Origin of the sequence: Cryobacterium sp. CAN_C2 (genome assembly GCF_015751745.1) — a bacterium.
In the GTDB taxonomy this organism is placed as follows: domain Bacteria; phylum Actinomycetota; class Actinomycetes; order Actinomycetales; family Microbacteriaceae; genus Cryobacterium.
On sequence record NZ_JADOUX010000005.1, the window covers coordinates 48,820 to 71,473 of the forward strand.

At 66.4% G+C, this 22,654-nt stretch carries 23 protein-coding genes, 1 tRNA gene and 1 pseudogene; 22 read left to right on the plus strand and 3 right to left on the minus strand.

Going from position 1 to position 22,654, the window contains the following annotated elements; genetic code table 11:
• Nucleotides 1-55 precede the first annotated feature (55 nt).
• From IWX77_RS05890 to IWX77_RS05900, 3 genes are read left to right on the plus strand one after another with little or no spacing between them, the layout of a single operon-like run.
• Nucleotides 56-259, plus strand: a complete 204-nt coding sequence (locus tag IWX77_RS05890; protein WP_196843597.1) for a DUF4244 domain-containing protein — start codon at nt 56-58, stop codon at nt 257-259.
• A complete protein-coding gene (locus IWX77_RS05895) occupies nt 240-590 on the plus strand; it encodes a TadE family type IV pilus minor pilin (protein WP_196843598.1) in 351 nt (116 codons plus the stop codon). The genes IWX77_RS05890 and IWX77_RS05895 overlap by 20 nt, the downstream gene beginning before the upstream one ends.
• Nucleotides 587-979, plus strand: a complete 393-nt coding sequence (locus tag IWX77_RS05900; protein WP_196843599.1) for an Rv3654c family TadE-like protein — start codon at nt 587-589, stop codon at nt 977-979. Before IWX77_RS05895 ends, IWX77_RS05900 begins: the two co-directional genes overlap by 4 nt.
• Nucleotides 980-1,034: 55 nt before the next feature.
• Here the strand turns inward: IWX77_RS05900 and IWX77_RS05905 are convergent, their stop codons facing one another.
• A complete protein-coding gene (locus IWX77_RS05905) occupies nt 1,035-1,271 on the minus strand; it encodes a hypothetical protein (protein ID WP_196843600.1) in 237 nt (78 codons plus the stop codon).
• A gap of 207 nt (nt 1,272-1,478) precedes the next feature.
• Here IWX77_RS05905 and topA point away from each other — a divergent pair, with 207 nt between their 5' ends.
• The 5 genes from topA (at nt 1,479) to IWX77_RS05930 (ending at nt 8,582) form a co-directional block, all read left to right on the plus strand.
• Nucleotides 1,479-4,583, plus strand: coding sequence for a type I DNA topoisomerase (topA, locus tag IWX77_RS05910; protein WP_196843601.1), 3,105 nt, complete (start codon nt 1,479-1,481; stop codon nt 4,581-4,583).
• Complete coding sequence (tmk, locus tag IWX77_RS05915; protein WP_327012079.1) at nt 4,580-5,197, plus strand: dTMP kinase; 618 nt, start codon at nt 4,580-4,582, stop codon at nt 5,195-5,197. The genes topA and tmk overlap by 4 nt, the downstream gene beginning before the upstream one ends.
• 95 nt (nt 5,198-5,292) lie before the next feature.
• Nucleotides 5,293-6,486 carry a DNA polymerase III subunit delta' gene (locus IWX77_RS05920; protein ID WP_196843602.1) on the plus strand — a complete coding sequence of 398 codons (1,194 nt, stop codon included), beginning with the start codon at nt 5,293-5,295 and terminating at the stop codon, nt 6,484-6,486.
• Between the two features lie 63 nt (nt 6,487-6,549).
• Entirely contained in the window at nt 6,550-8,085 is a 1,536-nt protein-coding gene (locus IWX77_RS05925) for an alpha/beta hydrolase (RefSeq protein WP_196843603.1), read from the plus strand.
• Between the two features lie 421 nt (nt 8,086-8,506).
• Nucleotides 8,507-8,582: transfer RNA gene (locus IWX77_RS05930), tRNA-Thr, on the plus strand.
• Between the two features lie 307 nt (nt 8,583-8,889).
• On the opposite strand, the gene IWX77_RS05935 is transcribed toward IWX77_RS05930, so the two are convergent.
• Nucleotides 8,890-9,738: a class I SAM-dependent methyltransferase gene (locus IWX77_RS05935; protein ID WP_196843604.1), complete on the minus strand. Its 849-nt coding sequence runs from the start codon at nt 9,736-9,738 to the stop codon at nt 8,890-8,892.
• Nucleotides 9,739-9,962: 224 nt separating this feature from the next.
• Between IWX77_RS05935 and arsD the strand changes: the two genes are divergently transcribed.
• The 4 genes and pseudogenes from arsD (at nt 9,963) to IWX77_RS16990 (ending at nt 12,138) form a co-directional block, all read left to right on the plus strand.
• A complete protein-coding gene (gene arsD / locus IWX77_RS05940) occupies nt 9,963-10,364 on the plus strand; it encodes an arsenite efflux transporter metallochaperone ArsD (RefSeq protein WP_196843605.1) in 402 nt (133 codons plus the stop codon).
• 18 nt (nt 10,365-10,382) lie between these two features.
• Nucleotides 10,383-11,123 (plus strand): annotated as a pseudogene (locus IWX77_RS16980) (TRC40/GET3/ArsA family transport-energizing ATPase).
• An 8-nt stretch (nt 11,124-11,131) separates the two neighbouring features.
• Complete coding sequence (locus IWX77_RS16985; protein ID WP_327012080.1) at nt 11,132-11,809, plus strand: ArsA-related P-loop ATPase; 678 nt, start codon at nt 11,132-11,134, stop codon at nt 11,807-11,809.
• Nucleotides 11,806-12,138, plus strand: a complete 333-nt coding sequence (locus IWX77_RS16990; RefSeq protein WP_327012081.1) for an ArsA-related P-loop ATPase — start codon at nt 11,806-11,808, stop codon at nt 12,136-12,138. Before IWX77_RS16985 ends, IWX77_RS16990 begins: the two co-directional genes overlap by 4 nt.
• A 44-nt stretch (nt 12,139-12,182) precedes the next feature.
• Here the strand turns inward: IWX77_RS16990 and IWX77_RS05950 are convergent, their stop codons facing one another.
• Entirely contained in the window at nt 12,183-12,452 is a 270-nt protein-coding gene (locus IWX77_RS05950) for a hypothetical protein (RefSeq protein ID WP_196843606.1), read from the minus strand.
• A gap of 74 nt (nt 12,453-12,526) precedes the next feature.
• Here IWX77_RS05950 and IWX77_RS05955 point away from each other — a divergent pair, with 74 nt between their 5' ends.
• The 10 genes from IWX77_RS05955 to IWX77_RS06000 all read left to right on the plus strand — a co-directional run bounded on the left by IWX77_RS05955 (nt 12,527) and on the right by IWX77_RS06000 (nt 22,639).
• On the plus strand, nt 12,527-13,909 hold the full coding sequence (locus IWX77_RS05955) for a DHA2 family efflux MFS transporter permease subunit (RefSeq protein WP_196843607.1): 1,383 nt from the start codon (nt 12,527-12,529) through the stop codon (nt 13,907-13,909).
• The gene (locus IWX77_RS05960) at nt 13,906-14,892 is read left to right on the plus strand and encodes a Gfo/Idh/MocA family protein (RefSeq protein ID WP_196843608.1); all 987 of its coding nucleotides are present in this window, start codon (nt 13,906-13,908) and stop codon (nt 14,890-14,892) included. Before IWX77_RS05955 ends, IWX77_RS05960 begins: the two co-directional genes overlap by 4 nt.
• A gap of 33 nt (nt 14,893-14,925) precedes the next feature.
• Entirely contained in the window at nt 14,926-16,404 is a 1,479-nt protein-coding gene (locus IWX77_RS05965) for a D-alanyl-D-alanine carboxypeptidase/D-alanyl-D-alanine-endopeptidase (protein ID WP_297414460.1), read from the plus strand.
• Between the two features lie 32 nt (nt 16,405-16,436).
• On the plus strand, nt 16,437-17,027 hold the full coding sequence (locus IWX77_RS05970; RefSeq protein ID WP_196843609.1) for an isochorismatase family protein: 591 nt from the start codon (nt 16,437-16,439) through the stop codon (nt 17,025-17,027).
• Nucleotides 17,024-17,755 carry an alpha/beta fold hydrolase gene (locus IWX77_RS05975; protein ID WP_297414457.1) on the plus strand — a complete coding sequence of 244 codons (732 nt, stop codon included), beginning with the start codon at nt 17,024-17,026 and terminating at the stop codon, nt 17,753-17,755. Before IWX77_RS05970 ends, IWX77_RS05975 begins: the two co-directional genes overlap by 4 nt.
• A 143-nt stretch (nt 17,756-17,898) precedes the next feature.
• A complete protein-coding gene (locus IWX77_RS05980) occupies nt 17,899-19,341 on the plus strand; it encodes an aldehyde dehydrogenase family protein (protein WP_196843610.1) in 1,443 nt (480 codons plus the stop codon).
• A 227-nt stretch (nt 19,342-19,568) separates the two neighbouring features.
• The gene (locus tag IWX77_RS05985) at nt 19,569-20,405 is read left to right on the plus strand and encodes a DUF4397 domain-containing protein (RefSeq protein ID WP_196843611.1); all 837 of its coding nucleotides are present in this window, start codon (nt 19,569-19,571) and stop codon (nt 20,403-20,405) included.
• A gap of 5 nt (nt 20,406-20,410) precedes the next feature.
• The gene (locus IWX77_RS05990) at nt 20,411-21,088 is read left to right on the plus strand and encodes a class F sortase (RefSeq protein WP_196843612.1); all 678 of its coding nucleotides are present in this window, start codon (nt 20,411-20,413) and stop codon (nt 21,086-21,088) included.
• 107 nt (nt 21,089-21,195) lie between these two features.
• Nucleotides 21,196-21,813 (plus strand): RNA polymerase sigma factor, encoded by a 618-nt coding sequence (locus IWX77_RS05995; protein ID WP_297414451.1) that lies wholly within the window; start codon nt 21,196-21,198, stop codon nt 21,811-21,813.
• Nucleotides 21,800-22,639 carry an anti-sigma factor gene (locus tag IWX77_RS06000; RefSeq protein ID WP_196843613.1) on the plus strand — a complete coding sequence of 280 codons (840 nt, stop codon included), beginning with the start codon at nt 21,800-21,802 and terminating at the stop codon, nt 22,637-22,639. The genes IWX77_RS05995 and IWX77_RS06000 overlap by 14 nt, the downstream gene beginning before the upstream one ends.
• Nucleotides 22,640-22,654 lie beyond the last annotated feature (15 nt).

Below are 22,654 nucleotides of genomic sequence, written 5' to 3' on the forward strand. Positions count from 1 at the left end.
GCGCGCCGGGGGATCGGGGCAGGGTGAACATGCTCGTGCCACCCAACCCGCGTCGATGGACGCCGAAGGAGACGAGTCTGTGTATACAAAGACCACCCTGAGAAGACTGACCGACGAGGTCGGAGCCGCGACGGCGGAATACGTTGTGGCCACGATGGCCGCGGTCGGGTTCGCCGGGCTGCTCATCGTCATTCTGCGCAGCGACGAGGTGCGCGCAATGCTCACCGATCTGGTGCGACGTGCCCTCAGTATCGGATAGCCGGGGTAGCCGGGGTAGTACGACCGCCGAATTCGCCACGGTATTGCCGGCCGTCGTGCTCGTGCTGGCCTGCTGTCTCGGGGCCGTTCAACTGGTCGGAGTTCAGGTGCGGTTGACGGATGCCGCCGCCAATGCCGCGCGGGCGCTCGCCCGCGGCGACAGTGTGGCACGTGTCGGAGGGCTGGTGCAGCACGCGGTATCGGGGGCGATCCTGGCTCCACAGCGACACGGCGAGTTTGTCTGTGCCCGGGTCACTGTCTCAAGCCTGCCGGGGATGTTCGCGGGCCTGACCCTCGAAGCGCGCTCCTGCGCCCTGGCCGGTGGCCGATGAGCGCGCGCGTCGACAACGTAGACGCTGGAGTTGCCGCGACGGGGCTTTCCGAGAGCGGAGCCGGGTCGATCCTCGCCCTCGCTCTGCTCGCAGCCACCGTGCTGCTGACGACCCTTGTCGTGACGATCCTGGGTCTGCTCGTCGTCGGTCGGTCCGTCGCAAACGCGGCCGATGCGGCTGCGCTCGCCGCTGCCGACACAGCTTCCGGCGCGATTGCAGGCTACCCCTGTGATGCAGCGGATGCCGTGGCGACGCTGAACGAGACGGCCGCCACGGGGTGTACCGTAACGGCGCTGATCGCATCCGTTTCGGTGCGGCGCCGGGTGCTCGGCATCGACATCTCCGCGAGTGCCCGGGCCGGGCCGCCGACCGGGCCGCCGACCGGGTAGAAGGAGTCGGGGCGCACTCGACCAGGCAAACGCAGCGACCTGATGACCCAGCGATCTAGGAGAGGAGCGCCTCAAGGTAGCGGTACTCGACCGCACTCGGGCGGCCGGGAGTGTCGGAACCCTCGAACTCCAGGCCGGCACCGCGCGCGTAGAGGTAGCGCTTGCCGGAGTCGGCCGGAATCTCAATGCGGGGCTGCGGATCACCCGTGTCGAGGAAGGTCGTGGTGATTGTCTTGCCCTGAAGGGGCCCGTCCGTCAACTTCGCGGTGTATGTGGCCGTCGTTGTACCCATGGGTCTATTCTGCACGTGGGCGGGTAAACAGCAAGGGTTTGGGATTGTTGTCCGGCAGGCTCCGAGCGAACTGGGCAGCGGCTGGGAGCTCTGTGTGTGCGGGCGGGACGCGCCGAGACGCGCCCGTCGATTAGGCGGGCACTCCATTCCGGTGTGTATGGTGTGCCTTGGCCCATCATTTGGTCACTACGTATAAAGAGGAGTCTGGTGCCAGGCACTAAGAAGCTGGTCATTGTTGAATCACCGACCAAGATGAAGTCGATCGCCTCGTATCTCGGCGACGGCTACGAGGTTTTGTCTTCGGTCGGTCACATTCGCGATTTGATCGAGCCGAAAAACCTGCCACCTGAGCTCAAGAAGGGTGCGCTCGGCCGATTCTCGGTCGACGTCGACAACGGTTTTGAACCGTACTACGTGGTGAGCGACGCTAAGAAGAAGACCGTCAGCGAACTCAAGCGGGCCCTCAAGAATGCGAACGAACTCTTGCTCGCAACGGATGAGGACCGCGAGGGCGAGGCCATTGCCTGGCACCTGCTGCAGGTGCTGCAACCCAAGGTTCCGGTCAAGCGCATGGTGTTCCACGAGATCACCAAAGACGCCATCCTTGCCGCCAAGGACAACACCCGCGACCTCGACACCGCCCTCGTCGACGCGCAGGAGACCCGCCGTATCCTCGATCGAATCTACGGCTACGAGATTTCTCCCGTGCTGTGGCGCAAGGTCGGCCCCGGCCTGTCCGCCGGACGCGTGCAGAGCGCCGCGACCCGCCTCGTCGTTGACCGGGAGAAGGAACGTCTCGCGTTCGTCTCGGCCGGCTACTGGGATCTGCTTGCGCGACTGGCGGCATCCGCTTCGGAGACTGACCAGGCGTTCGACGCGAAGCTCGTTCGGTTGAACGGTGAGCGCATTGCCACCGGTGGCGACTTCGACGACTCCGGTGCGCTCAAGCCTGCCGTGAAGGCCGTCACGCTGGATGCCTCTACCGCCCACGCCCTCACGACCGCGCTGCAGAAACCCGGCGTCAAGCTCGAGGTCGCCAAGGTCACCTCGAAGCCCTACCGTCGCAGCCCCGCTGCACCGTTCACGACCTCGACCCTGCAGCAGGAAGCGGCTCGCAAGCTGCGCTTCACCGCCCGCCAGACCATGAGCGTTGCCCAGTCATTGTACGAAAACGGGTTCATCACGTATATGCGTACCGACTCGCCGTCGCTTGGGCAGCAGGCCCTCACTGCCGCCCGCACCCAGGCTGCGGCGCTGTACGGCGCCGAGACGGTTCCGGATGCGCCGCGCGCCTACAAGGGCAAGAGCAAGAACGCGCAGGAAGCGCACGAGGCCATTCGCCCCTCGGGCGATACCTTCCGCACCCCGGCCTCGCTCGCGTCGAGCCTGCGCGGCAACGATTTCAAGCTCTATGAGCTCATCTGGAAGCGCACCGTTGCCTCGCAGATGAAGGACGCCACCGGCTCGACCGCCTCCGTCACCATCGCGGCCGGCCCGACCGGCACCTCGGAGCACCCCTCCGCGTCGGGCGTGCTCGCCGAATTCTCGGCCAGCGGAACGGTCATCACCTTCCGCGGTTTCATGCTTGCCTATGAGGAGTCGAAGGACGAGGAGCGCAATGCCTCGACCGACGCGACCGAGTCGAAGCTGCCGCCGCTCCAAGAAGGCCAGATGTTGGTTCTGCAGGACCTCGAGGCCAAGGGCCACGAGACCACTCCGGCTGCCCGCTACACCGAGGCCAGCCTGGTCAAGAAACTCGAGGAGCTCGGCATCGGCCGCCCGTCGACCTTCGCGTCGATCATCTCGACCATCACCGAGCGCGGCTATGTCACGCCGCGCGGCCAGTCGCTCGTTCCCAACTGGATCGCGTTCTCGGTCGTGCGCCTGCTCGAAGAGTTCTTCGGCGACCTGGTCGAATACGACTTCACCGCCGAGATGGAGGACGACCTCGACCGCATCGCCGGCGGCGAAGCCAACCGTCTGGACTGGCTCAATAGCTTCTACTTCGGCAGCGATAAGCACCGCGGCCTGCGCCAGGTCATCGATAACCTCGGTGAGATCGACCCGCGCGTGATCAACTCGGTCGCCATCAGCGACGACATCACCCTGCGCATCGGCAAGTACGGCCCGTACCTCGAGGTCATCGACCCCGACGCTGCGGCGGATGCCCCGCCCCGCCGCGTAAACATTCCGCCGGAACTCGCTCCCGACGAACTGACCGCTACCAAAGCCCGTGAGCTCATCGATGCTCCGGTCGTCACCGACCGGGTGATCGGACTGAACCCGGACAACGGCAAGGAAATCGTCGCGAAAGACGGTCGCTTCGGGCCGTACGTCACCGAACTCGCGCCGGCTCCGGGCGAATCCGTTGTTCCAGTCGCCGTGGCCGCTCCGATGGAAGCCGTGGACCCTGCCACCGGCGAGGTCACCGCTTTTGCTGAGGCACCGACCAAGCCGAAGCGCAAGCCGGCCGCGAAAAAGGTGGCTGCTGCGGACAAGCCGCGCACAGCATCCATTTTCAAATCGATGGATCTGGCGACGGTCGACCTCGAAACGGCGCTGCGCCTGCTCGCCCTGCCGCGCATCGTCGGACTCGACCCGGAGACGGGCGCCGAAATCCTGGCCCAGAATGGCAAGTTCGGCCCGTATTTGAAGAAGGGCATCGACACCCGGTCGCTCACGAGCGAAGATCAGATCTTCGACATGGATCTGCCGGGTGCGATCGAATTGTACGCCCAGCCGAAATATGGTGCCCGCCGGGCGTCCAGCGCCCTGAAGGAATTCGAAGTGCCCGACCCCGAGAGTGGCAGGGCGATCAAGATCAAGGACGGGCGGTTCGGCGCGTATGTGACCGATGGGGTCACCAACGCGACGATTCCCAAGTCGGAGGACATCGAGGAGATCGACTTCGACCGGGCCGTGCAGCTGCTGGCCGATAAGCGTGCCAAGGGTCCGGCCGCGCCGCGCACGAAGGCGCCGGCCAGGAAGGCCGCCGTGAAGAAGTCGGCGTCAAAGAAACCTGCCGTGAAGAAGGCGCCGACCGCGGCAGCTAAGGCGGCTACCGCTAAGAAGGCGGCGGCGACCCGGGCCTCGAACGCGGCAGCCAAGGCAGCGTTGGCCGGCACGGGAACGCCCGTGGCCACGGCCAAGAAAGCCACGGCCAAGAAGGCCACGGCCAAGCAGCCGGCTGCAAAGAAGGCGCCAGTGAAGAAGGCGCCCGTGAAGAAGGCGGCCGTGAAGAAGGCGGCCAGTTCGGCCGCTGAATCCGCTGCGTCGACGACGATCGCGCCGAAGGCTGCGCCCACGTCGTGACCGGCCTGTTCATCACCCTCGAGGGCGGCGACGGATCCGGCAAGACGACGCAGGCGCAGTTGCTCACCGACTGGCTGGAAGAGCGGGGGCGCACCGTGGTACGCACCCGTGAGCCGGGAGGAACGGATGTCGGCGTCGAGATTCGGCAGATCGTGCTGCACCATCGTGGCGAGGTCGACCCACGCGCTGAGGCGCTGCTCTACGCTGCAGACCGAGCCCAGCACGTGGGCACCAAGCTACGGCCGGCGCTCGCCCGCGGCGATGTGATCGTGCAGGACCGCTACCTGGACTCCTCGGTCGCCTACCAGGGGGCCGGGCGCGTGCTCGGCGCCACCGAGGTGCGGGACCTGTCGCTCTGGGCCGCCGAAGGATTGCTGCCCGACCTGACCGTGCTGCTCGACCTCGACGAGGTCACCGCGCGGGCTCGGCTGGCCGCCGATGACAAGGTCTTTGACCGGCTGGAGGCCGAGGAGAACGACTTTCATGCCCGTGTGCGTGCCGAATTCCTGCGGCTCGCGGCCGTCGAACCCGACCGGTTCGTGGTGGTGGATGCTGCCGCCCCGGCCGCCGAGATCGCCGCCACCATCCGGGCCCGCGTAGCTCCCCTCCTCTAACCCCAGCGCTTCGACGCCTCCTCGTCTTACTGCCCGGTCCCGGAACGTGGGAAACGCAACGCGGCGGTGTCGGCGGGGCGGGTTACCCTTGACTCATGGCAGTGTGGGACAACCTAACGGGACAGGCCGACGCAATCGCCATCTTCCGGGCGGCGGCGCAGAGGGTGCCGAGTGCCGTCGATGCCGGCGCCGCCACCGCCACCGCCACCACCGCCGAGTCGACCTCGATGACGCACGCCTGGCTCATTACCGGGCCGCCCGGTTCAGGCCGCTCCAACCTCGCCTTCGCCTTCGCGGCGGCCCTGCTCAGCCCGGGCACACCCGACGGCGACCTCGCGGCCGCTCGTCAGGTCGACGCGCGCACCCACCCCGACCTCAGCGTGCTCACCACCGAGGGCGTCATCATCAAGATGGAATCCGTCAAGGAGGCCGTCGCTCGCTCGCAATATTCCCCGTCGGTCGGTCGGTACCGGGTCGTCGTCGTCGAAGACGCCGACCGCATGGTTGAACGCACCTCCAACGTGCTCCTGAAAGCCCTCGAGGAGCCGCCGGAGCGCACCGTGTGGATTCTCTGTGCGCCGAGCGAAGCAGACCTGCTCCCCACCATTCGCTCGCGGGTGCGCACCGTGCGCCTGCGCGTACCGAGCGTCGCCGATGTCGCCGACCTGCTCGTGCGGCGCAACGGCGTCGACCCGGTCATCGCCGAGCTGAGCGCCCGCCTCGCTCAAAGCCACATCGGCATGGCCCGGCGGCTCGCGACCAATGCCGACGCGCGGGCACGGCGCGAGGAGACCCTGCGCACCGCCCTGGGCATCCGCTCGGTATCATCGGCCGTCAACGCGGCGGCGCGGCTGCTCGCGATCGCCGGTGACGACGCCAAGGCGATCACCCTCGAACTGGATGCCGCGGAGCGCGACGGCATGCTGCGCTCGCTCGGTGTCGAGGCCGGACAGTCCGTGCCGCCGGGGCTGCGCAGCCAGATCAAGGCCCTCGAAGACGACCAGAAACGCCGGGCCGTGCGCAGCCTGCGCGACGGCATCGACCGTATCCTGGTCGACCTCGCTTCGCTCTACCGGGACGTCTGCATGGTGCAACTCGGCCGCGACCGGTCAGTGATCAACCTCGAACTGCTCGCTGAGCTGCGCACCGCAAGTGCCGCCAGCGCCCCCGCGGCCACGGTCGCCACCATGGACGCGATTGCCCTGGCCCGCCAGCGTATCCAATCCAACGTCGCCCCGGCTCTCGCCCTTGAGGCGATGCTCGTGTCGGCGATCCGCCGCCCACACTGACTCTCAGCCACTGTCGGTAGCCTGAACCACAGCATCCGCTTCACGCCATGAAAGAGGAATCCGTTGAACCGACGCATCCGCGCCACTAGCATCACGGCCGCCGCCCTGGCGCTCACGCTCGCCCTAATCGGATGCTCCGCCCAATCGACAACGGATGCCGGCCCGAACAAGTCCACCCCCACCGGCGAGCAGGTGGCGAACGACCTCGATCCGTTCTACAGCCAGGTGTTGCAGTGGGACGACTGCGGTGACGGACTGCAGTGCGCCGACGCCAAGGCGCCACTCGACTACTCCGACCCGGCCGCCGGCGACGTGTCGCTGGCTCTGATTCGCCACGTCGCCACCGGCGGCGACCGTATCGGCTCGCTGCTCGTGAACCCCGGCGGGCCGGGTGCTTCCGGTTACGACTTCATCAAGGATTCCCTCGACTACGCGACGGACGCCACCCTGCAGGCGAGCTTCGACATCGTCGGGTTCGACCCCCGCGGCGTGGGGCGCTCCTCGGCGGTGTCCTGTTACGACTCGGCCCAGATGGACGAATACATCTACGGACTGACTGTGGCGGAACGCGGCACGGACGCCTGGATCGCTGAGCTTTCGGCTTCCGCCGACGCATTCGCGGCGGCGTGCGCCGAGCAGACCGGCCCATTGCTCGGCACGGTCGACACGAAGAGCGCCGCCCGCGACCTCGACCTGCTGCGCGCCGTGCTCGGCGACACACACCTGAACTATCTCGGCTTCTCCTACGGCACCTACCTCGGCGCTACCTACGCCGAACTCTTTCCCGAGAAGGTCGGCCGCCTCGTGCTCGATGGCGCCGTCGACCCCTCGACCAGCAACTTCGAGGTGACCAAGACCCAGGCGGTGGGCTTCGAGAACGCCCTACGCGCCTATCTCACGGACTGTCTGGCGGGCAAGAACTGCCCCTTCCGTGGCAGCGTCGACAGTGCGATGACGACGATCGGCGCGCTACTGAAATCCGTTGACACGAGCCCCATCATGGCCACGGATGGCCGTCAACTCGGCGGAAACGCGCTGCTCACCGCTATCATCTACCCGCTCTACCAAGCGACCGCGTGGCCACAACTGAGCGGCATGTTCGACACCGTGTTGCACGGCAGCGCCGACGGCGCTTTTCAGTTCGCCGACGCCTACAACGGCCGCGACGCCGACGGCAACTACAGCGACAACTCGACCGAATCGTTCACGGCCATCAACTGCATCGACTACGCCTACAACGCAGACCCGACCGTGATGCGGGCCCAGGCTGCCGAGCTTGAGGCTGCGGCACCCGTGATCGGCCAGTTCATGAGCTTCGGCGACATCGGCTGCGCCGATTGGCCATACAAGTTCACCGGCGAACGCTCCGAGATTCACGCGCCCGGAGCGGCACCCATCTTGGTCGTCGGTACCACCAACGACCCGGCAACCCCGTACGTCTGGGCGCAGCAGCTGGCCGCACAGCTCGACAGTGGCAGCCTCGTGACCTATACCGGCGAGGGGCACACCGCCTACAACAAGTCGAACTCCTGCGTCAACAACGCCGTCGACTCGTATCTCGTTGACGGAATCGTGCCGGCCTCCGATCCGCAGTGTTAGCCGCCGTGGCCGATATGCGCGCTGTGAGACAGTTGGAGCCTGTCGATCGAAACTGAATTGCCCGGACTGCGGGAGCGCAAGCGCCTCGCCACGCGGCGGGCCGTGCAGCACGCCGTGCTGACCCCGTCTCGCCAGCGTGGCTTCGACCGCGTCACCGTCGAAGACAGTTAATTCTTCGTCGCTCGCGGCCCCAACACTGACGTGATGACGACCCAGCCGAGCTGCCCCAGCGCGCCCTTTTGTTCACGCTCGTGGCCGTGGCCGCGATTGGTCATGCCTGGCACGCGTGGGCTGAGGGCGGCGGTGCGAGCCCGCTGTCGGAGCGTGGATGCCTCATTCGCCGAGGTGTACAGAATCACTCGCAGAAACGACTAGGCTTGATTGCTGTGTCACCGAGTGCCTGAGGGGGCGTTCTGGTAACGCCGCCTTAGCTCAGTTGGTAGAGCATCTCACTCGTAATGAGAAGGTCGTCAGTTCGATTCTGACAGGCGGCTCCACGAAACAGCTTGGTCCTACCGGGTTTTCCGGAACGAAGTCGTGAACCAATCTCGACGATTTTACCCGACGCGTTGTCAATACCCCTTCTGGTGGAATTCTGATAGGCAGTGGCCTGTCAGGTTCGGCACGAGGAATTTACCCTGATGAGCATGGTCTGACGCAACGCTCATCGAGGGCCGCCTCGGGAAAGAAGCTGTGGGTTTCGGCGGGGCACCGGCGGACGGGAAGCAGGTCGCCCGATTGAGCACCTGCGCCCCCACTTGATAGGACAGGGTTGAGCGTTCAGTCTGAGTGTCAGACGTTGGTTCAGCCGGTCAGGGGCCGGCGCCCCGTCGTGAAGCGCACGCGCTGCTCCAGCGTGAAGCCGCCGCGGGGATCGCGCGCCGCTTCGAGCCGCTCGGCGGCCAGCGCCAGAACGGCGTCCCGGTCCGGTTCCGGCACCGCCAACCAGTGCGACAACTGTCCGTGCGACATTGACCAGCGACGCCACTGGTCGACATCGTTGAAATGCACCGGCAGATCGATATGAGTGGTGCGAGCACTGTCGAAACCCGCAGCTGCGAACAGAGCCTCGACCCCGGCATCCGTTGCGAATGGGCCACGGATGCCGCTCGTGCGGGCGTCGAGCAGCTGCGGTGGAAGGTACCTCGTAAAGACGTCGTCAAGGTCTTCCCACGCCGGGTCTCGGGGGCCGAAGGTGGAGACCCCGAGGCGGCCGCCCGGCACGAGTAGGTCCCACCAGGCGCGGAGAGCGACGCCCGGCTCGGGCAGGAAGAAGAGCACGAGCGAAGCGATGGCGAGGTCGTACGACGCTGGCGGCAGGCCCGGGTTCGAAGCATCAGCCACGAGGAGGGTCACGGTGCGCAGGCCGCGAGCCGTGGCGTCACGATGGGTTGCCGAGACCATCTGCTCGGCGAGGTCGAGCGCGGTCACGCGGCCGGTCGGCCCGACGGCCTCGGCGAGCGGCCATAGGGCGGCGCCGCGACCGGTGCCGAGATCGAGGGCGCGTTCGCCCGTTCGGGGCACTGATTCGGCCACGAGCCGCTCGGCGATCGGCGCGAACCACGGCACTCCGACCGCATCGTAGGTGTCGGCCACCCGGTTGAACAGGCCCGCCACCCGGGCGCTCATCTCTGCCGCTCGTGCGTGTTCCATGGGCACAGTCTGGCCCGCGCGCGCGTTCGGCGAAAGGTGCGGTTTCAGTGCATTGGGCAGCCCGTCGATGAGGTGGTGGCGTTCCGCAATGAAGCGTGCTGGTCTGACCGCTGTGATGATGGCTCCGTGCTCGTCGGGGAGCGACCTCATGCGTGCCTAATGCCATATTGATATTCATCGATACAAAAGGTCAGGCTGAGGTCAGCGACACGAGGGAGATCGACATGGCGGCCATCCGAATCTATGAGCCGACATTGTGCTGCGACACCGGGGTGTGTGGTGTCGACGTTGACCAGTCCCTCGTCGAGGTCACGGCAACCGTGCGCAGCAGGCACGATCTCGGTGCAGACATTCAGCGTCATAATCTGGCCACCAATCCACTCGCTTTCGCCACGGATGAGACCGTGCGGGCGTTCCTGAACGTCGTCGGTTCCGCCGGGCTATTGCTGACCGTCGTCGACGGCGTTACCGTCGCGACCGGCGCCTACCCCTCCAAGGCTCAGCTGCTCGCCTTCGCCGGCCTCGCCGCTGCCGTTGTCGGTGAAGCGCCGACCGACCGCCCCCAGCTCGGGTTGGCCGCGAAATCTGATAGCGGATGCTACGGCGGCGCTACCGCCTGCTGTTGACACCGTGACTTGCAGAGCATGAAATTTCTCCGCAACCCGCCGCGATTTCTTTTCTTCACCGGCAAGGGGGGCGTGGAAAAAACATCCGTTGCCTGCGCCACAGCCATCGAACCGGCCGAACGCGGTTGCCGCGTGCTGCTGGTGAGCACCGACCCGGCCTCCAACAGCGGGCAGGTCTTCGGTGACACGATCGGTAACACGGTCACTCCGATTGGCGCTATTGCCGGCTTGCGCGCGTTCGAGATCGACCCCGAACAGGCAGCCGATGCCTATCGGGAACGCATTCTCGCCCCGGTTCGCGAACTGCTGCCGGAGCGCGAGCTTGCGAGCATTCTCGAGGGCGTATCCGGCTCGTGCACGACCGAGGTCGCCTCGTTCGACGGGTTCACCAACCTGCTCACCGATGACAGCCGGCTGGAGACGTACGATCACATCGTGTTCGATACCGCGCCGACCGGGCACACCATCCGCCTGCTGCAACTGCCCGGCTCGTGGACCGAGTTTCTCGACGCCGGTTAGGGTGATCCGAGCTGCCTCGGCCCGCTGTCCGGGCTGGAGAAGCAGAAGAGGGTGTACGCCGCAGCGGTCGCCGCCCTCTCCGACCCCGAACGCACCCGCCTGGTGCTCGTCGCGTGCGCCCAGGCATCCGCCCTGGCGGAGATCGATCGAACCTGTGACGAATTGCAGCAAATCGTCATTCTCGGTGGCTACGTCGTGATCAACGGAGTGCTTCCACCAGCGCGGAAACTGAAGCGATAGCGATAGCGGTGCGAAACCGGGAGTCGGTCGCGCTGAACGGTATTCCCACACGTTTGGTGGCCCTGCCGCGGGACATTCTCGAGCTCAAAGCCGGCAACATGATGGGCGTCGGGGCGCTCCGTACCCTGTTTCAGACCGATATCGATGGCGCCGTGCCACCGAAAATCACTGTCGACGTGCCGGATGCCCCGCTCGGCCACGTCGTCGACGAACTGGAGCAGGCCGGTCACGGCCTGATCCTCTGCATGGGACGAGGCGGAGTCGGCAAGACCATGTTCGCGGCGGCGATCGCCGTCGCCCTCGCCCAGCGCGGCCACGCCGTGCACCTGACGACGACGGACCCGGCAGCCCATCTGGTCGACACCCTGCACGGAAGCCTGCCCGGGCTGCGCGTCTCGCGTGTTGACCCGGTCGAGGCGGTTCGTGAGCATCGGGAGCGCCTGATGGCGACCAAGAGCAAAAACCTCGACGATGATGGTCGGGCCGCCCTGGCCGAAGATCTGCTCTCGCCGTGTACCGACGAGGTCGCGGTTTTTCGGCAGTTCTCGAAGGCCGTTCACGAATCACGTCACGAATTTGTCGTCGTCGATACTGCCCCGACCGGCCCTACCCTGCTGTTGTTGGACGCCACCGGTCGTACCATCGGGAAATTTCACGCCAGATGGGGGAGGGCCTGTCGATCGTGACCCCGTTGATGCGTCTGCAGGATGCGGCCCTGACGAAGGTATTGTTGGTGACCCTCGCCGAGACGACCCCGGTGCTCGAGGCCGAGAGCCGGCAACAGGATCTCAACCGCGCCGGAATTCAGCCGTGGGGCTGGGTGGTCAATGATTCCATCGTCGCCGCACACCCCGAAACGCCGTTCCTGCAAGCGCGCGCCGCCAACGAAGCCACCCAGATCAGGGCCGTATTCGCCCGCGCCGACCGCGTTGCCATCGTTCCGCTGTTGGCTGAGGGACCGATCGGCGTCCATAGGCTCGCCGCCCTCACAGCGCTGGCCCCGCAACCCGCCTAGGTCACGTGGGCAGACTGGCGGCGACCAGACCTGATCGCCGCCAGTCAGCGGGCCATTCCGGGGTGCACCCGAACAACGGTGATCTTCTTGGTGGGGTGAACGGTCTGCGTGGGCGCCCGAGAGAAGCCCTTTGCTCCCTCGAGGCGGTTCTGCCCGCGAAACTCGGCCAAGGCGCCATCGTAGATGGAGTTCAGCTGGGCTCCGGTGAACTCCTCCTGGGCGCCCTCGGTGAAAGTGATGCTGATGAGCGAGTTATCGGGAAAGTGCCGGTTCATGCGGATGAAGCCATCGGCATCCTGCTGCAGGGTGATCATTGCTCTAGTGTGACCTATAAATTACACACCGAGTAAATTGTCCAGTGCGGTGGTTCGTGCGGTTAAATCAAGTCATGACTCGTTCACCGGCCACCGCACAACGGCTCGTTCTTGTCGTCGCAGTGCTCGCCTCTTTCATAGCCTTTCTCGACGGCACCGTCATCAATGTGGCCCTCCCGGCGATCACCCGCGAGCTCGGCGGCGGCATTGCGACCCAGCAGTGGGTCGTCGATGCGTACCTCATCACCCTTGGCGGCGTCATCCTGCTGGCCGGTTCACTCTCCGACGCGTTCGGGCGTAAACGGGTGCTGTTTTGGGGTCTGGTGGGGTTCGCCGCGGCATCCGTTCTCTGCGCTGTGGCACCGAGCGCTTCCTTTCTCATTGGCGCGCGTGGGTTGCAGGGCGTGGCTGGCGCCCTGCTGGTACCGAGCTCGCTCGCCCTCGTTTTCAGCACGTTCTCGGGCTCCGGCCAGGCTCGCGCGATCGGTACCTGGACCGCCTGGACCAGCACTGCATTCATCGCGGGCCCGCTCATCGGCGGTCTGCTGGTCGACCTCTCATCCTGGCGACTGGTGTTCGCCATCAATATCGTGCCGATCGCGGCGACTCTGGTTCTGCTGGCGCGTCTTCCGGGCGATCGGGCAGCGGATGCCGGCACCCGCGTTGATATCATCGGCGCCGTTCTCGGGGTGCTCGGTCTCGCGCTGCCCGTCTTCGCGCTCATCGAACAGGCAAACTTCGGGTGGGGAAGCCCGGTCATTCTGGTGCCGCTCTCGGTTGGTCTGTTATGTTTTGCCGCGTTCATCTGGCACGAGAGACGCACCCGAAAGCCCATGATGCCGCTCAGTTTGTTTCGGGTGCGCAACTTTTGGGTGGGAAACGTGGCTACGACCCTGATCTATGCGGCGTTGTCGCTCGGTTCGTTCATTCTCGCCGTCTTCCTGCAGCAGGTCGGCGGGTACTCCGCGACGCTGGCCGGCCTCGCGCTGCTGCCGGTGAGTATTCTGAGCATTGCCCTGTCGGGCGCCGTCGGACGGCTCGCCGGACGGTTCGGCCCGCGGCTCTTCATGTGCGTTGGCCCGATCACGGCCGGAACCGGCTTCTTCACCATGCTGCGTGTTGAACCGAGCGTCGCCTATGTCAGCCAGGTCTTGCCCGGCATTGTCATCTTCGGCCTGGGACTGACCATCACCGTCGCCCCACTGACCTCCGCCATCCTCGGCGCCATCGATCCGAGCCGGGCCGGCATCGCCTCGGCCGTCAACAATGCGGTGTCGCGGGTGGCTGGACTCGTGGCGATTGCAGCGGCAAGCATTATCGTCGGCCCGGTTCTTGACGTCGACGGGTTTCATCGGGCGGCCATTGTGACCGGAATCCTGCTGGTCGGCGGCGGAATCGTTTCGGGTCTCGGCATCCAGAACCCAGTGTCGGTGCCCGTGGATAAACTGCAGGCATGACGGCTCTCATCCGCTGGGGAATCCTGGCCACCGGCGGCATCGCCCACTCGTTCACCAACGATCTCGTGCAGAACGGCCACACGGTACAAGCGGTCGGGTCGCGCCGGCAGACATCAGCGGATGCGTTTGCCGTCGAATTAGGCATCCCCACCGCGCATGGCAGCTACGAAGCCCTCGTGAACGACCCCGAGGTCGACGTTATCTACGTGTCAACGCCGCATCCTTTTCACGCCGAGCACGCCACACTCGCATTGAACGCCGGCAAACACGTGCTGATCGAGAAGCCATTCGCACTCAACGCCCGCGAAGCCCGGCAGATCGTCGACCTCGCCGCGAGTAAGAACCTACTCGTGCTCGAAGCCATGTGGACCCGATTTCTGCCGCACATGGTGCGTATTCGGGAGATTCTCGCCGCCGGCACGCTCGGCGACGTGCGCAGCCTGCTCGCCGACCACACACAGGACCTACCCGATGACCCCGAGCACCGGCTCAATTCCCTCTCCCTCGGCGGGGGCGCGCTGCTCGATCTCGGCGTCTACCCGGTGAACTTTGCGAATGCCGTCTTCGGTGCGCCCGACTCGATTCTGGCCAGCGCCTCGTTCAAGTCCACCGGAGCGGATGCACAGGTCGCGACGATCTTTCGCTATCCCGGCGGCCAGATCGCCATGACATTCGCGGCGAGCGACACCCTCGGCCCGACGACGGCGTCGATCATCGGCACGCACGGGCGCATCGACATCGACGCCGTTTGGTATGCGCCGACCGGTTTTCGGGTGCTCGACAACGTGGGGACCATACTCGAGACCTTCACGGCGGCCGAGTTCACCGGCCGAGGGATGCACTTCGAAGCGGTCGAGGCTGAAGCCCTCATTCGCGCCGCAAAAGTTTCGAGCGCCATCATGCCGGCCGAGGAATCGGTCGCCATCATGACCACCCTCGACGCGGTGCGGGCCCTGATCGGACTGCGTTATCCGGGCGAATAGCCCGCCCGGCGGCGCGTCGGTTAGCATACGGAGGTGGACGAACCAGTGCAGAAACCCAAACCGGCTACGGCTGGCGCTGTCCCGCGCGGTGGGATCGCACGCGTCTTCGCCCGGTATCGGCGCCCCTGGCTGATTGCCGCCGGCGCCCTCGTGTTCGTGCTGCTGGGTAGTGGAGCTGTGTTTGCCGGCAGCCAGACCGGCGCGAATGAACGGGCGGCGGCATCCGCGGTGGCCATGCCCACGGCGACGCCAAGCCCGGCGCCGACCATCGACCCCGCCCGGCCGGTGCCCGCGGAGGCGACGACGGCCAGCCGACTGCGCACCTGCTCGGTCGCCGGGCTTGCCGCCGACACCCGCCTCGCCGATTTTCAGGCGCAGGTCAGGAACGCCACCACCGGTGAGGTGCTGTTCGATCGCGGCGGCACGACCTCCTCGCGCACGGCGAGTGTCATGAAGGTGCTCACCTCGGCCGCCGCGCTCAACGTGCTCGGCGACGACTATCGGGCCACTACCCGTGTGGTCAAGGGCGCCGAACCCGGCCAGGTTGTGCTCATCGGCGGCGGAGACCTCACCCTGTCGCGGCTGCCCACCGGTCAGGAACCGTTCTACACCGGCGCCGCCCACCTCGACGACCTCGCCACCCAGACCATGGTCGCCTGGGCTGCCGACCCGGCCAACCCGCCGATCACCTCCCTCGTGCTGGACTCCTCCTATTTCTCCGGCCCCGACTGGGACGACGGTTGGGCCCGCACCGAACTCGGCTTCGGCCACATGCCCGAAATTACCGCCCTCATGGTTGACGGCGACCGCAACGACCCCACCCGCAGCTCCTCCGCTCGCAGCGAAGACCCGATCATGCGGGCCGGGCAGGCCTTCGCCGACGCACTCGGCGGCGGGCTCACCATCAGCCAGGCCACCGCTCCCGCTGGCGCCGCTGAGCTCGGCGCCGTGCAGTCCGAGCCGGTGTCGACGCTCATCCAGCAGACGCTCATCGTGAGTGACAACACGATCGCCGAGATGCTCGCCCGTCTGGTCGCTATCGAAAACGGCGCCGGGAACTCCTTCTCTGCACTGCAGCAGGGCATCGTCGGTGGCCTCGCCGCCTACGGCATCGACACGACCGGCATGATCATCACAGACGGCTCGGGCCTCAGCCCCAACAATGCCGTGTCGCCCGCCTATCTGACCGCCCTGTTCATCAAGGTCAATGCCCGCGAAGGCAACCTCGGCGTGTTGTTCGACGGCCTGCCGGTCGCCGGCGGACCGAGTGGATCCCTCTCCTACAGCGACCGTTTCGCCGGTGCGAACTCCGCCGCCGACGGCGCGGTCTTCGCCAAGACCGGTTGGATCGATACCGGCTACACGCTCGCCGGCGTTATTCGCGCTGCCGACGGCACCCCGCTCACCTTTGCCGTCTACGCCATCGGCAACGTGAGCTCGAGCGCAAAAATCGCCATTGACACGTTGGCTACCGGATTTTTCCATTGCGGCGATAACTTGTCTAATAATTGACCGTGCAATAACTGACTTTCGAAGGAGACATCGTGACCCGCGCACTGTTCATCATCGACGTTCAGAATGACTTCACCGAGGGCGGCGCTCTCGGAGTTGACGGGGGCGGCGCCGTCGCGACGGGCGTGAGCGCGCTGTTGGCGCAGCATCCGCTCGCCTACAAATATGTGTTCGCCTCGCGCGACTGGCACGATATCGGCAACGACAACGGTGGCCACTTCGCCCGCGACGCGACGCCCGACTACGTCACGACCTGGCCGGTGCACTGCGTCGCCGGCACTGCAGGCGCCGAATATCACCGAAACCTCACAACGGATGCCGTGACCTTTCACATTCGCAAGGGCCAGGGTAAGCCCGCCTACTCAATCTTTGAGGGCACCACCGAGGCCGGGCAGACGGTCGGGGCGCTTCTGAGCGAGCACGGGGTGACGGACGTCGACATTGTCGGTCTCGCCACCGATTACTGTGTGCGCGCCTCCACCCTTGACGCCCTCGAACACGGCCAGCACGTGCGCGTGCTGACCGATCTCGTCGCCGGCGTGGCCGCAGAATCCACCGCGACCGCCCTTGCCGAGATGGCGCACGCCGGCGCGGTGTTCGCCGCGAGCGACGCCGTCGAGTGACCGATTTCGCTCGGCGGCTCGACGGAGTGCGCATCGCCTTTGACGCCACGCCGGGAGAGCGACCCGTTCTGCTCGTGCACGGGTTTGCCTCCACCGCAGCGGTCACCTGGGCCGGTTCCGGCTGGGTGCGTGCGCTGGGGGAGGTCGGGCGCGCCGCGATCACACCCGACCTGCGCGGCCACGGCCGCAGCGACAAGCCGCACCGCGTCGCCGACTACGCACCGCGGCAGCTGGCCGCCGACCTGGTGGCCGTGCTGGACTCTCTCGAACTCGATCAGGTCGACGTGATCGGCTACTCCATGGGGTCGCGAGTGGTGGCCGCGCTGGCCCAGCTTGCTCCCGAACGCGTGCGACGCCTCGTGCTCGGCGGAGCCGGCCCGCTCGAACTGTTCGCCACCTGGAATCTCGATGCCGTCAACCGGTTCGTGCTTTGTGGCGATCTGCCCACCGATCCGACCATCGTCGCGGTGCTCGGCCCGGCGATCGCCGCCGGCGCCGACCGTGACGCGCTGGTGGCGTGCGTGCAGGGGGTCGCGGGGTGCACGCTCGACGTGCCGGCGGGCATCCCGCAGCTGTTTGTGGGCGGCGGGGCCGATCCGATTGTGGCCGGTATTGCCGCGCTCGCGGCCCGGCACGGTGCCGAGTACCTCGAGCTGCCCGGTCGCACCCATCTGAACGCGCTGACGTCACGCGAGTTCAAGCAGGCCGCGCTGCAATTTCTGGCCTGACACTCGGCTTGCGCCGGCCTGCAACTGCACGCTGTGCGCGCGATGGCGGGTGGGCAGCGCTCTCGTGCAAGCGGTCCGGGATTCTCCCGCATACGGTGGAGCCACGGCGGGACTCACGGCGCCGCACTCAACGTGGAGGACTCATGACAACGAACGACACCCTGGCAACCCCGACGCTCGACACCCTCGACGGGCTGCTCGCCGCCATCACTCCCGCGACGGGCGAGACCCGCGAGATTTTCGACCCCGCAACGGGTGCTGTCGTGGGCCTCGCCCCGGTGCACACCGTCGACGACCTTGAAGCTGCCATTGCCGCAGCGACGCGGGCTCAACCGGCCTGGGCCGCCCTCGGCCACGACGCGCGCAGCGCCGTTATGCTGCGTGCCGCTGACGCAGTCGACGCCGCAGCCGAGGCTCTGGCCCAGTTGCTCTCGCGCGAACAGGGCAAACCGCTCAACGGACCCAACGCGCGCTTCGAAGTGGGCGCCGTCTCCGCCTGGCTCCGCACCGCGGCCGCGACCCCACTGGACTCCGAAGTGCTCATCGATGACGGCACCACCCACGCCGCGATCACCTACCGCCCGATCGGTGTCGTCGGCGCGATCGGCCCGTGGAACTGGCCGATGTTGATCACGACGTGGCAGATCGCCCCGGCGCTGCGCATGGGCAACGCCGTCGTGGTCAAGCCGTCCGAGTACACGCCGCTGAGCGTGCTTGGGCTCGTTGCTGTACTCAATCAGGTGCTGCCCGAGGGGCTCGTCACCGTCGTTTCCGGCGGCCGCGATATCGGAGCCGGCCTCGCCGTGCATCCCGGAATCGGCAAGGTCATGTTCACCGGATCGACGGCAACAGGCAAGGCCATCATCAAGAGCTCGGCCGACACGGTCAAGCGCCTCACCCTGGAACTCGGCGGCAACGACGCTGGCATTGTATTGCCCGACGCCGACCCGGAGGCCATTGCTGAAGGACTGTTCTGGGGTGCTTTCATCAACACCGGCCAGACCTGCGCCGCGCTCAAACGCCTCTACGTGCACGACGACATCTACGACGCGGTCTGCGACGCACTGACAGCGGTCGCCGCGAAAATGCCGATGGGTGTCGGAATCGACGAGAACAATGTGCTCGGCCCGCTGCAGAACAAGGCGCAGTTCGACATCGTTGCGGGACTCGTGCAGGCCGCGAAAGACTCAGGAGCCCGCGTACTCATCGGCGGTGACCCCGACCTGGAGGCGCCCGGCTTCTTCTACCCGACCACGCTGATCGCGGACATCGACGACGACAACCCGCTCGTGAGTCAGGAGCAATTCGGGCCGGCGCTTCCGATCATTCGCTATACCGACCTCGACGATGTCATCGCGCGCGCGAATAGCGTTGATGTAGGGCTCGGCGGCTCGGTGTGGTCGAGCGACCTCGTGGCGGCCCGTGCGGTCGCCGCGCGCCTGGAGACCGGCACGGTCTGGATCAACGCGCACGGCGTCGTGCACCCGATGATTCCATTCGGCGGGGCGAAGCAGTCCGGCTACGGCCTCGAGTTCGGTGTCGAAGGCCTCAAGGCTCTGGGCGTGCCGCAGGTCATTAACGGATAAACATTTGCTCAGCCACCACAAGGAGCCCTCGTCAATGACGAGGGCTCCTTGTGGGTGCCCCGCGCCGCGCATTAGCAATAGGGAGCACGAAGGCCTGGCCTGACCGAAAGCGAAAACTCAAAAAATGTCGTGCGGAGTGCATCCAAGCGCACGATGGGACCGGTAGGAGTGTGTGTAAGCATCCCCTGCCACGGTGACTCGCGCCGGGCAACAAATAGGAGGTTCTCATGCGCAAGTTACTCAGCACCGGCATCGCGGCGGGCGCGCTCATCGCTCTCGTCGGCGTGACCCCGGTTACCGCCGCTGAAGGAGACGCCAAACTGTCCGTGTTCCACGGCGTTCCCGGTCTCACCGTGGACGTGTACGTCAACGGTGCTCTCACCCTCGACAACTTTGAGCCCGGCGCCCTCGCTGGTCCGCTCGAACTCGCACCCGGCACCTACTCGGTCGCCATCACGGCCGCGGACGCTGCAGATGCCAGCTCACCGGCCATCGGCCCGGTCGACCTCGCCCTGGCAAGCGGCATGAACTACACCGCCGTGGCCCACCTGGCTGCCGCCGGTGCGCCAACCGCCACACTGTTCACCAACGACACTTCCACCCTCGCCGCCGGTGAAGGACGACTCACTGTGCGCCACGTGGCAGCGGCACCCGCCGTCGACGTGCTCGCCGGTGGTACACCCGTCATTACGAACCTGGTGAACCCCGCCGAGTCGTTGCTGACTCTGCCGACCGCAACGATCTCCGCGTCCGTCGCGGCGACCGGAACCACGACGCCGGTGATCGGGCCGGCCGACGTGAACGTGGCTGAAGGTGTCAACACCATCGTCTACGCCTGGGGCAGCCTTGCGGACAACAACCTCGCGCTCGGCCTGCAGACCATCACCGGCCTGCACTCCACTCCCGGCAGCATCCCGGCCGGTGAGGCAGGCCTCGCCGCCACCAACCAACCGGTGGCTCCCGCCGCGCTCTGGCTCGGCGGTTCGTCGCTCGTGCTGCTTCTCGGCGTGGTCATCGCCGCCACACTGCGGGCGCGTCGCACCGCGACGTCGAAGGGCAACTAACCACCATGGGCACGGGGAGAGCCGGATCGAGGCGCGCCGCCATTCTCGCGCCGGCTCTCCTGGCGCTCGTGATCAGCGGATGCTCCGCCGCACCATCCACACCGGCCCCGTCGTCGTCGCCATCGGTATCCGTTTCACCGCTCGCGCCGCCACCCGCGCCGCCACCCGCGCCGCCACCCGCGCCGGTCATCGATGTACCCACGGTCGATGCCAGCCTGGCCAACCAGCGACCAGCGGCCGCGGCACCCACGCGCATCCGCATCCCGTCGCTCAACATCGACATGACCGTTGAACCCGCAGGACTCGACGCCGTCGGATCGATGGCGCTCGCGGCCAACCCCGACATCGCATCGTGGTACCGCTTTGGTCCAGCACCCGGCGCCGAGGGAGCGACGGTGATCGCGGCCCATGTGGACTCACTGCGATACGGGCTCGGCCCCTTCGCGAGACTGGCCGATGCGCCGGCCGGTACCGAAATCATGGTGTCGTCCGATGACGGCGTCGAACACCGGTATGCGCTGGAATCGGTGCAGTCCACCGGCAAACCCGAGGTGCCATGGGCCGCAGTTTTCGACCGTACCGGGTCGCCGCGCCTCACCCTCGTGACCTGCGGAGGAGAATTTAACTACACGACACGGCAGTACCAGTCGAATATCGTTGTCACCGCGATCCCGGTGGCGTAGCAGGGGTCGCTATGCTGATGAACACAAACCCCGCGGGTTCACCGGTCACCGGCCAAAGAGACGCGCATCCGACGACACGTCCTGCCCCCAGGAGCCATTCTCACCCCGTGACGCAGCCCGACGACAGCACGAGCCACAAGAATGTGGATTCCCTCAGCGCGGCTGAAAACAATTTTGCCGTCCTCGAGGCGGACCGGCGGCTTGTCGAGAGGTTCCGCGATGGTGACGAGCGTGCTCTCGCGGAGATGTACGCCCGCTGGTCGGCGCTCGTCTTCACGGTCGCCGTCCGGTCGCTCGGTGACCATACCGAAGCCGAGGATGTGCTGCAGAAAGTTTTCATCGCCGCCTGGCGTGGTCGGCATACCTTCGATCCTGACCGGTCCCGATTGCCCGCCTGGCTGGTGGGAATCACCCGGAACGCGGTTGCGGATGCCCACAGAGCGCGTACCCGACGCCGCCAAGTAGAAGGCGTGGCTGCAGGGTACGTTCCCCTCGTGCAGCCCGATGATTCGATTGCGGTGGCCGACCAAGTGCTCATGCGCGAGGAACTCGAGCGGCTCGAGGCCGTTCCCCGGCAGGTGATGAAACTGGCCTTCTACGAGGATCTCACGCACGTACAGATTGCCGACAGCCTCGGACTGCCGCTCGGCACCGTGAAGAGCCATATCCGCAGGAGTCTGAGCCGTCTCAAAACTAGACTGGAGGTGAGCTATGACGCATTTTAATCCCGACGATCTCGCCCTGATCGCCCTGGCCGAGCTTGAGCCCACGCCCATGGAACGCGAACACCTCGCGGTCTGTACCGAGTGCGCCAACGACCTCCTCGTCCTGCAGCACACCGTTGCGGTGGGCCGCTCAGCCCCCGGCGCCCGGCTCATCACCCCTGATGCCGGTGCATGGAGCCGCATTCACTCCGAACTGGGCTTGTCTGCCGCGATGGCTTCCCTTCCCACGCTGACGAATTCTTCAGACGCCGTGCCGACAACCGCCGTGCCGACAACCGCCGTGCCGACAACCGCCGTCGTTACCGGTGTGTCGCCTGCGCCTGCCCCGGCATCAACCCGGCCATCTGCCCGGCAACCGGCCCCGGTCGTGGCGATATCCCGCGCCCGTCGCCGGTGGATCCCGCTCGCGGCCGCAACGGTGATCGGCCTCGTGGCCGGCTATGGAGCGAGTAGTTGGTGGCCCGATTTCGGTGGCGGGCCATCCGTTGTCGCTCGCGCAAAGCTCGAACCGCTCCCGGGCTGGAGCGCGACCGGGCAGGCATCCGTTGAGGAGACTTCGTCTGGCCAGCGTGATGTGCTGGTCACGTTGAACCCCTCGGTTGCCCCATCCGTGGACGCCCCCCTGCGCGAGGTATGGCTGCTCAGCACGGATGCAACGAGGCTGGTGAGTCTTGGTTTTCTCACCGGCACAACCGGCCGCTTCGTGATTCCCGCCGAAATTGATCTCGCGGAATACCCGCTCGTGGATGTCTCCGCAGAGCCCAACGACGGCATGCCAGCGCACTCGGCGGACTCGGTCGTGCGCGGTGAACTCCACTCGACCTGACGAGCCGAATGCGCC

Excerpts from the sequence above, each read along its gene's own strand:
- IWX77_RS05900 (WP_196843599.1), top strand. The coding sequence starts at position 587 with ATGAGCGCGCGCGTCGACAACGTAGACGCTGGAGTTGCCGCGACGGGG.
- IWX77_RS05950 (WP_196843606.1), bottom strand. The coding sequence starts at position 12,452 with ATGATCACCCTGCAGCAGGATGCCGATGGCTTCATCCGCATGAACCGG.
- IWX77_RS05960 (WP_196843608.1), top strand. The coding sequence starts at position 13,906 with ATGACGGCTCTCATCCGCTGGGGAATCCTGGCCACCGGCGGCATCGCC.
- IWX77_RS05985 (WP_196843611.1), top strand. The coding sequence starts at position 19,569 with ATGCGCAAGTTACTCAGCACCGGCATCGCGGCGGGCGCGCTCATCGCT.
- IWX77_RS05935 (WP_196843604.1), bottom strand. The coding sequence starts at position 9,738 with ATGGAACACGCACGAGCGGCAGAGATGAGCGCCCGGGTGGCGGGCCTG.
- IWX77_RS06000 (WP_196843613.1), top strand. The coding sequence starts at position 21,800 with ATGACGCATTTTAATCCCGACGATCTCGCCCTGATCGCCCTGGCCGAG.
- arsD (WP_196843605.1), top strand. The coding sequence starts at position 9,963 with ATGGCGGCCATCCGAATCTATGAGCCGACATTGTGCTGCGACACCGGG.
- IWX77_RS05955 (WP_196843607.1), top strand. The coding sequence starts at position 12,527 with ATGACTCGTTCACCGGCCACCGCACAACGGCTCGTTCTTGTCGTCGCA.
- IWX77_RS05980 (WP_196843610.1), top strand. The coding sequence starts at position 17,899 with ATGACAACGAACGACACCCTGGCAACCCCGACGCTCGACACCCTCGAC.
- IWX77_RS05890 (WP_196843597.1), top strand. The coding sequence starts at position 56 with ATGGACGCCGAAGGAGACGAGTCTGTGTATACAAAGACCACCCTGAGA.
- IWX77_RS05920 (WP_196843602.1), top strand. The coding sequence starts at position 5,293 with ATGGCAGTGTGGGACAACCTAACGGGACAGGCCGACGCAATCGCCATC.
- IWX77_RS05990 (WP_196843612.1), top strand. The coding sequence starts at position 20,411 with ATGGGCACGGGGAGAGCCGGATCGAGGCGCGCCGCCATTCTCGCGCCG.
- IWX77_RS05905 (WP_196843600.1), bottom strand. The coding sequence starts at position 1,271 with ATGGGTACAACGACGGCCACATACACCGCGAAGTTGACGGACGGGCCC.